Source organism: Methylobacterium mesophilicum (assembly GCF_036441335.1).
GTDB lineage: Bacteria > Pseudomonadota > Alphaproteobacteria > Rhizobiales > Beijerinckiaceae > Methylobacterium > Methylobacterium mesophilicum_B.
In genome coordinates this window covers 254,461-267,425 of sequence record NZ_MLBW01000034.1, presented here as the reverse complement: position 1 = coordinate 267,425, position 12,965 = coordinate 254,461, and the positions used below count along the sequence as shown (strand labels likewise).

General features: G+C 70.1%; 4 protein-coding genes and 2 pseudogenes. 5 read left to right on the top strand and 1 reads right to left on the bottom strand.

From position 1 onward, the window contains the following. The first annotated feature begins 2 nt into the window (after positions 1–2). Entirely contained in the window at positions 3–872 is an 870-nt protein-coding gene (locus MMR14E_RS21940) for a branched-chain amino acid ABC transporter permease (protein WP_331317203.1), read from the top strand. Positions 873–876: 4 nt separating this feature from the next. After that, positions 877–2,040: pseudogene (locus tag MMR14E_RS21935) on the top strand (ABC transporter permease subunit); the annotation flags it as partial. Here MMR14E_RS21935 and MMR14E_RS21930 read toward each other — a convergent pair. Then, entirely contained in the window at positions 2,025–4,862 is a 2,838-nt protein-coding gene (locus MMR14E_RS21930; RefSeq protein ID WP_331318608.1) for an amidase family protein, read from the bottom strand. The pseudogene MMR14E_RS21935 and the gene MMR14E_RS21930 overlap by 16 nt on opposite strands. Before the next feature lie 2,216 nt (positions 4,863–7,078). Between MMR14E_RS21930 and MMR14E_RS21925 the strand changes: the two genes are divergently transcribed. The 3 genes and pseudogenes from MMR14E_RS21925 to MMR14E_RS21920 all read left to right on the top strand — a co-directional run bounded on the left by MMR14E_RS21925 (position 7,079) and on the right by MMR14E_RS21920 (position 12,348). Continuing rightward, positions 7,079–9,253 carry a S8 family serine peptidase gene (locus MMR14E_RS21925; protein ID WP_331317202.1) on the top strand — a complete coding sequence of 725 codons (2,175 nt, stop codon included), beginning with the start codon at positions 7,079–7,081 and terminating at the stop codon, positions 9,251–9,253. Continuing rightward, positions 9,250–9,297, top strand: a pseudogene (locus MMR14E_RS29355) (hypothetical protein); the annotation flags it as partial. The gene MMR14E_RS21925 and the pseudogene MMR14E_RS29355, both read left to right, overlap by 4 nt. A 36-nt stretch (positions 9,298–9,333) precedes the next feature. Then, on the top strand, positions 9,334–12,348 hold the full coding sequence (locus tag MMR14E_RS21920; RefSeq protein ID WP_331317200.1) for an autotransporter outer membrane beta-barrel domain-containing protein: 3,015 nt from the start codon (positions 9,334–9,336) through the stop codon (positions 12,346–12,348). Positions 12,349–12,965: the final 617 nt, after the last annotated feature.

The following is a 12,965-nucleotide window of genomic DNA, read 5'->3' as shown; positions in this document are numbered from 1 at the left end:
CGATGCTGACCTCCATCCTCGTCAGCGGCCTCGGCCTCGGCAGCATGTACGGGCTCGTGGCCCTCGGCTTCCACGTGACCTACGCGGTGTCGGGGACCGTGAACTTCGCGCAGGGCAGCGTCGTCACCCTGGGTGCGGTCCTGGCCTACGCGCTCGGCGTCACCCTCGGCTGGCCGATGCCGGCGGCGATCGTCCTGGCGCTCGCCGGCTGCGCCCTGTTCGGCCTCGTGGTCGAGCGGGCGCTGGTCCGCCCGTTCGTGGCCCGCGGCTCGGACGCGTGGCTGCTCGCGACGGTGGCGGGCGGCATCGTGCTCGACAACACCGTGCTGTTCACCTACGGCAAGGAGCCGCGCAGCCTGCCCTCGCCGCTGGCCACGAAGCCGGTGGAGATCCTCGGGACCGGCATCTACCCGCTGCAGCTCGTGATCCCGGTCGTCGGGATCGCGCTCGCCTTCGCGATCCGCACGGTGTTCCGGAAGACCGATCTCGGCCGCGTCCTGCTCGCCGTGGCGCAGAACGCCGACGCCGCCCGCCTGATGGGGATCGACGTGCGCCGCACCGTGGCCTGCGCCTTCGCGCTCTCGGCCGTGCTGGCCGGCATCGCGGGCCTCCTGATCGCGCCGCTCTTCTCGGTCTCGGCCGAGTTGGGCACGCTGTTCGGCATCAAGGCCTTCGCGGTGGCGATCCTGGGCGGCATCGGCTCCGCCACCGGGGTGATCGTGGCGGGGCTGCTCTACGGCCTCGTCGAGGCCGGCGTCACCGCGACCCTGGGCTCGACCTACACGCAGCTCGTGGTGTTCTCGGTGATCATCCTGGCCCTCACCCTGCGCCCCGACGGCCTGCTCGGCCGCGCCGCGGTCAACAAGGTCTGACCCGATGCCGAACCTGCGCTCAGGCCCGGCGATGCGGCTCGGCATCGCCGGCCTCACCGCCGCCGCGCTCGGCCTCGTCGCGCTGACCGCCGGCTACAGCCATTTCGTGATCGCCCTCGTGGCGCTGACCACGGTGGCGGGCGTCGGCCTCAACGTGCTCCTCGGCCTGACCGGGCTGATCTCCTTCGGCCAGGCCGGCTTCTACGCGATCGGCGCCTACGCGAGCGCGATCCTGACGCTTCACGGCGTCAGCTTCTGGCTGGCGCTCCCGGCGGCGGCGCTGATCGCGGCGCTCGTCGGCGGCCTCGTGGCGGTGCCGGCGATGCGGGTGAAGGGCCCCTACCTCGCCATGCTCACGATCGCCTTCGGCTTCATCGTCGAGCACGGGTTGATCGAGGGCGGCGAGCTGACCGGCGGCCAGAACGGCCTCGTCGTCACCGACGCGCCGAGCCTCCTCGGCGAGCCGCTCTCGCCGGCCGGCCTCGCGGTGCTGGCGGTGCTCGCCGCCGGGGCGAGCCTGGCCGGGTTCGACCTCCTCGCCCGCAGCCGCCTCGGCCGGGCGATGCGCGCCGTGCGCGACGCCGACGTCGCTGCGGCGGCTCTGGGTTTCGACCCGGTCCGGGTGAAGACCCTGGCCTTCGCGATCTCCGCCGCCCTGACCGGCCTCGCGGGGGCGGTCCTGCCGCCGCTGATGCTGTTCATCGCGCCGAGCTCGTTCCCGTTCTCACAGTCGATCCTGTTCGTCCTCTCGGTGATCGTCGGCGGCGCCGGAACGGTGCTCGGCCCGCTCCTCGGGGCCCTCGTCACCGTGCTGCTGCCGGAGGCGCTGTCGGGGCTCGCCGAGTACCGCCTGCTGTTCTTCGGCGTCGCGACCCTGGCGGTGCTGTGGCTGGTGCCCTCGGGGCTCGTCGGCAGCCTCGCCCGGCTGCTGCCGCGCGGCCGCGGCGCGCCAGCCGCCGCCGAGAGCGGCGAGGCGCCGCTGCCGGGTACGGCGGCGCGCGAGGCCCTTGTGCTCGACGGCGTCGGCATCCGCTTCGGCGGCATCACGGCAGCAGACGGCGTCGACCTCACGGCGCGGCCGGCAGCCGTCACCAGCGTGATCGGCCCGAACGGGGCCGGCAAGACTACCGTGCTCAACATGGTCTCGGGCTTCTACCGGCCGAGCGCCGGNACGCGGAGCGAGAGGTCCTTGATCTCGATGGCGGCGAGGGCCAGGGTGGCGCCGGCCGCGATGGCGACGGCGCTGCGATCGCCGATGGCCTGCCCGCCCTGAGCCAAGAGGGTGCCTTGCGCGAGGGTGGTGGGGCCGGTGTAGGTGTTGGCGCCCGAGAGCGCGAGGGTCCCGGGTCCGCGCTTGGTCAGGCCGCCGGGTCCGGCGAGGGCCTGGGTGAGGGTGAAGGTGTTGGCGGGGTCGGCGATGTCGAGGCCGCCGCCGTTCCGGCCCCAGGTGATCGGCCGGGTCGTGGCGGTGAAGGCGGTTCCGGTGACCTGGAGGGTTCCGCCGTCGAAGGCGAGGGGACCGCTGGCGGCGCCGAGGTTGGCGTCGCGCGAGACCGCGAGGGTGCCGCCCGCGAGCACGACGCCGCCCGAGAAGGTGTTGGTGCCGGAGAGCGTCAGCGTGCCGGCCCCGAGCTTGAACAAGGTCCCCGGACCGGACACGACGTTCGACACCGTCAGGGTCTGAGCCGGGTCGACGGCCAGACCCGAGACGCCCTCGAGGGTGAAGGGACGCGTGGACGTGAAGCTCGCCGTCGCCTCCAGGGCGGCGCCGTCGCCGATCGTGACAGCGCCGTAGGCTTGGCCGAGATTCGCGTCGCGCGACACCGAGACGGTGCCCGCCAGGATCCGCGTGCCGCCGGTGTAGGTGTTGTCGGCCAGTAGGCTCAATCGGCCCGGGCCCGTCTTGGACAGGCCGCCATTGCCGGACACGACCGCATCCTCCGTGAGCGTCGCGCCAGCGAGCGCCCCGAGCGTACCGCCGTCGCGCAGGATGACGGGCCGCCCGAGCGTGAAGCTCCGGGTGGCGATCAGCGCGCTCTTGTTCTCCAGCGTCACGGTGTTGCCGGGGTCGCCGAGCGCCTCGGTCCTGCCGACGGCAAGCCCGCCCTGCCAGACGAAGACCCCGCCGGTGAAGTCGCTCGTCCCGGTCAGGAGCTGAATGCCGGTCCCGTCCTTGATCAGGCCGCCGTTGCCGGAGATGCGCCCGTCGAAGTGCGGCACCATGGTCGCGCCGGCGACGTCGAGCACCAGCGGCGCCATCTCGGTGGTCAGCAGATGGGCCTTGGTGGCGCGGCCATGGTCGTCGAGGTTCTTGAGGACGAGCGGCAGGAGCGGCCCGTTATCGTCCGGCTGGTCGTCGCCATACCCGGTCGCGGGGGGATGGGGCGCCACGGCCTGATATTGCCGGAACGCTTCGGAGCTCAGTTGCTGCTGGAGGGCTTGGCCGATCCTCAGCAGCGTCTGCTCCTGATAGGGATTGGCGTCGATGAGGATGTTCGCCCGCGCGCCATCCACCTGAAACGGCACGTTGAGCTGGGGCGACGCGGAGGTCTGTTCCGTCACGAAGCTGAACACGCCGAGGCCGTCGTTGGAATTGTCGTCCGTGCCGAGGAGGCCGACGACCGCATCGACACCGAGGGCATTGCGGACATTCGACATCAGCGCTGTCGAGATCCGGAGCCAGTTCGCATAGGCGCGCTTGAATTCGTCGATGGAGGCGTAGGGGCCAACCTGCTGCGAGGCCAGGAAAGCCAGCGCTGAATCGCCTTCGAGACCCGGGTTCTTCCGAGCGAAGGCCACGAGGTCGTCGATCGTGCGGGCGAACACCGTCGGGTCCACGTTCAGCCGCGAGAACTTGTCTCCGAGCAGCCGGACGAGCGCACTCTTGTAATCATCAGGCAATGAGACGCGAGAAGAGAGGTAATTTGAGATCGAAACGTACGCATCATAGAAGATCAGCGGTATGGCCCCCGTGGTCGCAGCCTGGACCCACGCGGCCCCGTCGGTGAAATTGTCCCGGATATCGTTCAGGAACGCGGCCCTGTCGGTGGGATCAGTCGGGATCGTCACGGACGAATCGGCAAACTTCACGAACTGAGCGAGATCGTCGTCCGACATCGCCAGGACCGCCGTCTTGACCGCAGCGTCGACCCCGGCGCGATCGAGCGACACGACGGCGGCGTGCGCGGCCGTCAGCATCCCGCCGACGAGGGAATCGAATTGCGGTGGCCGCTGCGGATCCTCGGTCGACGTCGCGCTGTAGATGCCGACCTTCAGGCCGGTCAGGTCACCGGTCAGGCCGGCATTGTAGTCGGCAGGCCGGACGAAGTCCTTGCTGCGCGTGTCGGTCGTGTCGAGCTTGACCATCCCGTTGAGGGCGAGGGCGAGGTCGTGGACGCTGTTGCCCATGGGGCCGGCGGTGTCGATCTGTCGGGAATAGGGTGCGACGCCGGTCGTGCTGATCAGGCCCGCCGTCGGCTTGAGGGCGTAGAGACCCTGCTGCTGGGCTGGGTAGATGATCGAGTCGGAGGTTTGCGATCCGACGGTGAGCGGGGCGAAGCGCATGGCGGCCGCGATGCTCGGCCCGCTGCTCGATCCGGCCACCGCGATCGACGGATCGACCGGGCTGATCGTCTGGCCGCCCGTATCGCTGCGATTGTTGCTCGTGAGCCCGGCCCACTGGCCCATATTGGCCTTGCCCATGATGAGAAGGCCCTGCTCCCGCATCCCGGTCACCAGGGTCGCCTCGGCGGCCGGACGGGATCCGATCAGGGCGGCCGAGCCCGCGGTGGTGCGCAGATCGTCGGCGGTGCCGATGTTCATCTTGAGGAGGACCGGCACGCCGAAGAGCGGCGGCAGCGTCGAGCCCTGGCGCTGCGCCTCCATCCGCTGCGCGTCCGCCCGGTCGGCGAGCGTCAGGATATCCGGATTGATCTGCTCGACGGAGCGCAGGGCCGGGCCCGCATGGTCGAGTTGCTGGATCCTGTACATGTACTGCAGCACGATCTCGCGCGACGTCGTCTCGCCCCGTTGAAGCATGCCGGCGAGGTCCACGGCCGTCCGTCCGGTCAGGTCGACGCCGCCGTAATCGGGCAGCGGATCGCTCGAGAGGGTTCGCGTCAGCGGGACGGGGGCCGGCGGCTTCGGCAGCGAAGCATCCGTCAACCCGAGCCGCCCCACGAGACCGACGATGTCGGCTTCCGTCGCGGCGCGCGGATCGAAGGTCACGAGCGGCCGGGCGGAGATGGCGAGGGTGGCAATCTCCGCATCGGTCTTGAGCCGGCCGGCGCGGATATAGGCAGCGCGGACGACGTCGCGCAGGGCGAGTTGGTCCTGGGGATCGGTCGCCTGCCCGGAGGCCGGCACGGTCAGCCAGAGGGCGCTCAGCAGGGTTCCGGAAACGCGCAGTCGCCCCCGTGATGCGGGCAGGCCAAGGAACATGGTCGGTCTCCGGAGCTGTGATTCTGACAGGCGTGTTCGACGGGCCGGGGCACGGCATGCGAGTCGCGGACGGCTCACCCGGGCCTCCGCCCTCGGCGACGAGACCCAGGCGCTGACCGGCGCGGCGCGCCGGCGGGCGCGCCGCGATGGGGGCGCCGGAAAGCGCCGGACGCGGAGGGCCGCACTCGCATCGGCCCCGCCGCCATCGACGGCCGCGCCTGGGCATCCGGCGGAACGGGCCGCGATACCGGCGCCGTCCCGGTCTCGGTCAGCCGGACAGACCGGGCAGAGGCGGATGGCCGGAGCGGGACCGAACTCGGCCCGAGAACAGAGCGGGGACCGCGGCCGGGCATCCGGTGCGCGAGCGCGACGCGACGGATCGGCCCGCCGCCGGTCACTTCGCCTCTCCGATCGGACCTTTCGCTTCAGAGAAAGGCGCAGCGATCTTCGGCGTCATCTCCAGGCGGTCGAAGACATTCCGTCGGCCGTCCAAGTCAAGATACGGAATATCAGGGACAAAATCGGCGGATATCATGCCGATGAGATAGAAAATGACTCAGCGATCGGTCAAGATCTCACAATAACTACTGTATTTGATCGGCAATTACCATCTATTGGATAAGATATAGATCTTTTTTCCAGAATTCATCCGGCAACCGGTCGCGACAGATCCCGGCGTTCCTTCGTTTTGGCATAATATTTGCTTGTGACCTTCGCGAGGCCCGTGTGCGGACAGGGCGCAAATCGCGCCGACCACGACCGTTTAGCCGGACCTGTGACCCGAGAGTCACAATTCGGCCGGCCCTTCTCTCCTGCGCGCGCGGGCGGGCCCGAAGACCGCCGGCCAAATGCGCATCCAGGTCGACCTCGATCTGCCGCGCCTCGAGCGGCCACGGGCGCTCTCTTCAGGCGCGCGAGCGTGGGCTTCTGCGGGCAAGGCCGGAGCGCGCAGAGCAAGCCTCCCGGGAGCGGCCGAGCTCTGCCAGGTCTTCGGTCGACCCGCGACTCGGCCGGACGAAGCGTCCGTCCGCGCGAACTGGCTCGGGACCTTTCCGGGCGCGCTGCCGTCTCGCCGAACCGCCGCCCCCTCACCAGCAGGCGCCTCATGTTTGGGGCCTGGCCGACCGCCTGCCGCGATGAGCGCGGCTTCCGACAGCGGGTCGAGAGTTCCCGCGCCGTCAGGGCGCGTCCGATCGATCACCCGACCGGGGACGGGACACCATGACATCGGCAGGCTGCCACAGTGTGACAAAAATACAGCGCATCGCGCTGTCGATGCGGCATCCGGAATCCAAATGAAGGCGATTTCGACGCCGATACGAAGAAAGACTCATGTAATCAGCAAGCCGGCGCCCAATCCAATCCTATATTATTGTAAAAATTACGTACCAAACTCAACGTCTCATGCAAGATAAAGATATGAAATCGCCAGTTGCGCCAAGATCGGCAATACATTTAGATCTGCATCGCGCATGCGATCGGGATCCAAGACGAAGAATTTCTAATCTTTGATCGAACATCGTGCATAGATGCGAAGATTCGGATCGCAGGCGGATCGAATGTGCAAAAAGATCGGATTTCCATTGATCGTCTTCGGGAAGAGACGTCTTCGGAATTCGGTTCTATCGATCTCATGGCGCGCGAGCCTGGGCCTCGCGGCCTTGGGATGGTCCGGTCCGAACCTCGTCCTCGCGCAGAGCACAGTCAGCGCCGATCCGGCATCGTGGCGCACCCCGGAATATCGGGCCGACTGGGGCCTCGAGGCGATGCGCGCCGCCGATGCCTATGCGGCCGGCTACACGGGCTTGGGCGTCACGGTCGGTGTGGTCGATTCGGGCATCTACGCTGCCCACCCGGAATTCACCGACGCCCGCGTGAAGCCGCTCACGATCACCGGCACCTTCGGATCGGACGGCTACTACTTCATGAACGGGTCCGGGGCACCGGACGACCGGTCTCCGCAGCCGAGCTTCTTCGACAAGGGCGAACCCTACACCGTTCCCGGAACCTACGATCCGGCCGTCAACGATCCGCACGGCACCCACGTGACCGGGTCGATCGCGGCCTCCCGCAACGGCGTCGGCATGCACGGCGTGGCGTTCGACGCGAATGTCTACGTGGCGAACACGCACACGACGGATGAGGCCATCTACGGGGCGAACGCCGACTACGCGTACTTCAAGAACGCCTATGGCAGCCTCGCGGCTGCCGGTGCCCGAGCGATCAACTCGTCCTGGGGCAGCCCGCCGCCCACGGACGACTACAACAGCCTCCCGGGCTTACGCCAAGCCTACACGAAATTCGACGGCCAGCTCGGCTACGTCGATGCCTTGTCCAATGTCGCCAAGCAATACGGCATCATCCAAGTCTTCGCCGCTGGTAATACAGGCTGGAACAATCCGAACGTTCGCTCGTCACTGCCGTATTTCCGACCGGACATCGAGAAGAACTGGCTCGCGGTCGGCGCGGCCGGACCGGGCGCGAACGGAAGCACGGCCCCCGGAGATCTCGTCCTCGCCCCGTACTCGAACCGCGCCGGCGCCGCCAAGTATTGGTATGTCGTCGCTCCCGGCGATGCAATCAACAGTACGGCACCGACATATACGCGAAGCGCCGTCTGGGATCCCGATAGCTGGGGTATCGATCCGAATCATCAGACCGGCTACACCAGGGTCGATGGGACCTCGATGGCGGCGCCGCACGCCACCGGCGCGCTGGCGGTCATCATGCAGCGCTATCCGTACATGACCAACACGCAGGCCCGCGACGTCCTGCTCACCACCGCCTATCACCGCGATGCCGTCGACGGCATTCCCGACGCCAACCGCAATGCGCCCAACGCGGTCTGGGGCTGGGGCTTGATCGACCTCGACAAGGCCATGCGGGGGCCCGGCCAGTTCCTGGGTCCCGTCGCCGCGAATCTCCCCGCGGGCGTGAAGGACACGTGGTCCAACGACATCTCCGAGGACGCACTGATCCGGCGCAAGCAGGAGAACGACGCCGAGGCGGCCCTCTGGGCGACCCGCAAGGCCACCCTCGATTCACGCCTTCAGACTCCGGTCCTGACGGCCGGCCTTCCGGCCAGCCGGACCGCGCTGGACGGCGTCGTCAGCGCGCTGCGCAATGGCAGCCAGTCCGCGATCCAGGGCGCCATCACGGCCGCCACCGCTGATCCCGTCGCCAATCAGGTTCTCGCGACGTTCGTCCGATCCAATGGGTATGACGGCGTCTGGCCCCTCACCGACCCGGCCTACGCCGCTGACCGCGCTGACATGGGCGACCTCCTGAATACCTATCTCTCAGGACTGACGAGCGCCGATTACAACAGCGCCATCGCTCAGATCGTCCGCGATTGGCAGAACGAGTCTCGGTTCGAGCCCCTGCGGATCGCCTCCTTCGGCAGCATCCCCAGCCAGGGCAGCCTGACCAAGCTCGGGGCCGGCACGCTGACGCTCTCCGGCACCAACACCTTCTCGGGCGGCGTCGTGCTCGCGGGCGGCACCCTCGCGGTCTCGCGCGACGCCAACCTCGGCGCCGCCAGCGGTCCCCTCGCCTTCGACGGCGGAACCCTCCAGGTCACCGGAACCGCCTTCACCGCCACGACCCGGCCGATCACCTGGGGCCGGAACGGCGGCGGCCTCGACATCGCCGACCCCGCCAACACCTTCACCCTCACCCAGGCCCTCGCCGGACCCGGCGGCCTGACCAAGCGCGGACCCGGGACCCNGCGGGCGGCACCCTCGCGGTCTCGCGCGACGCCAACCTCGGCGCCGCCAGCGGTCCCCTCGCCTTCGACGGCGGAACCCTCCAGGTCACCGGAACCGCCTTCACCGCCACGACCCGGCCGATCACCTGGGGCCGGAACGGCGGCGGCCTCGACATCGCCGACCCCGCCAACACCTTCACCCTCACCCAGGCCCTCGCCGGACCCGGCGGCCTGACCAAGCGCGGACCCGGGACCCTCGCGCTCTCGGGCGCCAACACCTACACCGGCCCCACCACCCTCGCGCAAGGCACCCTCTTGGCCCAGGGCGGGCAGGCCATCGGCGATCGCAGCGCCGTCGCCATCGCGGCCGGCGCCACCCTGGCCCTCGCCGACAGCGAGACCGTCGGATCCCTCGCCGGGCAGGGCCGCGTCGCCCTGGGCTCCGCCCGCCTCACCGCCGGCGGCGACGGCACCTCAACCACCTTCGTCGGCACCCTCGACGGGACCGGCGGCCTGACCAAGGCCGGACCCGGAACCCTGACGCTCACCGGCGCCAGCACCTACTCCGGCGGCACCACCATCGCGGCCGGCACGCTCAGCACGGCCCATGCCGCGGCGCTGGGAACCGGAGCGGCTGCGGTCGCGGCGGCTGGCACCCTCGACGTGAACAACGTCACCCTCGCCAACGCCCTGACGCTGGCGGGCGCCGGCCGTGCCGGCGTCGGCGCCCTCACCGGCACCGGCACGGCCGGCGCCTCCGGGGCGATCACGCTGGCCGGCAACGCCGCGCTCGGCGGCCGCGGCACCCTGACCCTCTCCGGCACCATCGACGACGGCGGCAACGGCTACGGCCTGTCGAAGGTCGGTCCCGGCACCGCGATCCTCACGGCCGCCAACACCTACACGGGCACCACCACGATCTCTGGCGGCAGGCTGGCCCTGGCCGGGTCCGGTTCGATCGGCGCCTCCAGCGGCGTGGCGCTCGCCACCGGCGGCACCTTCGACATCGCCGGCCGGACCGGGACCGGCACCGCCGTCACCACCCTCACCGATACCGCGCCCGGCCAGGCCGGCACCGTGGCCCTCGGCACCAGGACGCTCACGATCTCCAACGCCGGCGGAAGCTTCGGCGGACTGATCATCGGTACCGGCGGCCTGACCCTCACGGCGGGCAGCCAGACGCTCACCGGCGCCAGCACCTACACGGGCGTCACCATGGTCTCGGGTGGCACCCTCGCGCTGGCGGGCTCCGGCTCGATCAGCGCCTCCAGCGGTGTGGAGTTGGCCACCGGCGGCACCTTCGACATCGCCAGCCTGACAGGCCCCGGCACCACCATCGCCGGTCTCGCCAACACGGCAGCAGGTCAAGCCGGCACCGTCGCCCTCGGCACCAAGACCCTGACTCTGGCCGACGCCGCGGGCAGCTTCGGCGGCCGCATCACCGGCACCGGCGGCCTGAGCCTGACCGGCGGCCGCCAGATCCTGACCGGGCACAGCACCTACACGGGTGCGACCACCGTGGCGGACGCCACGCTGGAGATCGACGGCGTGCTCGGCGCCTCCGCGGTGACGATCCGGCGCGGGGGCACGCTGTCGGGCATCGGCAAGATCGGCGATCCGCTGATCGAGGCCGGCGGACGGCTCGCCCCCGGCAGCGCTGCGGCGATCGGCACTCTGGCGATCCACGGCCCGCTGACCTTCGCGCCGGGCGCGTTCTACACGGTCCGGATCACGCCGACGTCCAACGACCGCACCGACGTGACCGGCCCGGTGACGATACAGGGCGGCACCGTGCAGGTGCTGGCGGGCTCGGGCACCTACACGCCGGCCCTGCGCTACACCCTGCTCACGGCCAGCGGCGGCATCACCGGCACGTTCACCAGCCTCCAGACGACGAGCAACCTCGCCTTCCTGACGCCGTCACTGAGCTACGAGGCCCACGGCATCGCCCTCGGCTTCGCCCAGACAGCGCCGCTCACCAGCGCGGCCACGACGCCGAACCAGGCCACAATCGCGAGTGCCCTCAACGGCACCGGGCCGACCGTCACCAGCACGCCGGCCACGGCCGTCGGCGCGCGCCCCGCCGTGACGACGAGCGTGGCGGCCACCGGCACGGTCACGACCGCGGTGAGCACCGGAACCGGGACGACGACGGTTGTGTCGAGCCCGGCCGCACAGGTGACCACGGCGCTGCTGAACCAGACAGCCTCCGGCGCCGTGCGGGCGCTCAACAGCCTGTCGGGCGAGATCCAGGCCTCGGCCCTCTCCGTGCGGGCGCAGACGGCGCTCGCCGCGCAGGGCACCCTGCTTGAGCACCTGCGCTTCGGCGTTGGGCCGGCCGGCGGCCTCGGCCTGACCGGCGCTGCCGGCCAGCGTTTCGCCCCCGGCACCACCCTGCCGGCCGGCTACGCAGCCTTGACCCCGGACGAGCCTGCCACCGGCGTCGTGCCGGTGCGGCCCCTCGCGCCGCGCTACGCGGTCTGGGGTCAGGCCTTCGGCGTGTTCGGCTCGAACGATGCCTCCCGCAACACCGCCCGCCTGACCCGGGAGACCGGCGGCTTCCTGCTCGGCGTCGAGACCGGCCCGGGCGTGCTGGGCGACGGGCTGGGCTCCGGCCTTGAGGGCTGGCGCCTCGGCGTGGCGGGCGGCTCCGGCGTCACGCAGTTCGACGCGACCACCCGCCAGTCGTCCGGCCGGATCGAGGGCAGCTTCGGCGCCGCTCATGTCGACGGCACGCTCGGACCCGTGCAGGTCCGGCTCGGGGCCATGTATGGCAGGGACGCCCTCGATACCCGCCGCACGGTGCTGTTCCCGGGCTTCTCGCAGGCGGTCAGCGGCCGGGCTGGAGGCAGCACGCTGCAGGGCTTCGGCGAGGTCGGCTACCGGATCGGCGGGGCGGAGCGCTATGTCGAGCCGTTCGTGGGCGGGGCTGTGTTGCGCCTGCGCCGGGACGGCTTCACCGAGACGGGAGGCTCGTCGGCGCTGGCGGCGTTCGGGCGGACCGATCTGATCGAGACGGCCACCGTGGGTCTCCAGGCGCGGGCGGTGGTGGCCGACCTGTTCGGGGGCGCCGGCCCGGTGCTCGCGCAGGGTCTGATCGGCTACCGGCGGGCGTTCGGGGATGTGGCGCCGGCCGCACGCCTGGCGTTCCGGGGCAGCACGGGTTTCCGGACGGCGGGCGCGCCGCTGGCCCGGGACGCGGCGGTGGTGTCGGCCGGCCTGGAGTGGCAGGTGGCGCCGGGCACGCTTGTTGGCCTGAGCTATGACGGCCAGATCGGGGCGCGGACACGCGACCACGCCGTCAAGGGCAGCTTCTCGTACCGCTGGTGAACGGAGTGATTTCAGATCCCGTTTCACTCCGCAAGTTCCGTGGAGCTGACCTATGCCCCAGGCACCTCTATTTGCCGATGAGATCGTTTTTACAGATACAAAGCAAATAGAGGTCTGGAGCATTTCTTTAATATATGGGCCGCCTCGACGCACGATGGACACGCCGCCTGGTTCAGGGACCCGGCGGAGACGCTGATCCATGCCCGACAGGACACCTGCACAAGGACAACCCCCTTTCCAGTCTCCCACGTCGGTCGCTAGCCCCTCGCCCTCGGGCGTTCGCCGCTACGGAGAAGGCGCGGTGCGGAGGTCTGGCACCCGGTTGTCCGTTCTGGTGCCCGGGGGCCCAACGGTGGCCGAGGGCGGCGTGGCTGCTTCGATAAGGGAGTGCCGGAGACAAGGCGTTCTTCGAGGGCTCGTCCATGGAGTCCAGCTTGAAGTGACGTAGGACGAGGCGCCTCGACTTGCCCCACGTGCCTTCCTCGAGCGGCGTGCCCGAAGGCCGTGACCGCGCATTTGCCCGCGCGGCCTCGTGATCGTTGTGTGGCATTTCCGCGGCCGCGGCAGGCAGCCAGCGCCCCAGACAGTCGCCGCGCCCCGAGTTGCCGCTCCGATCT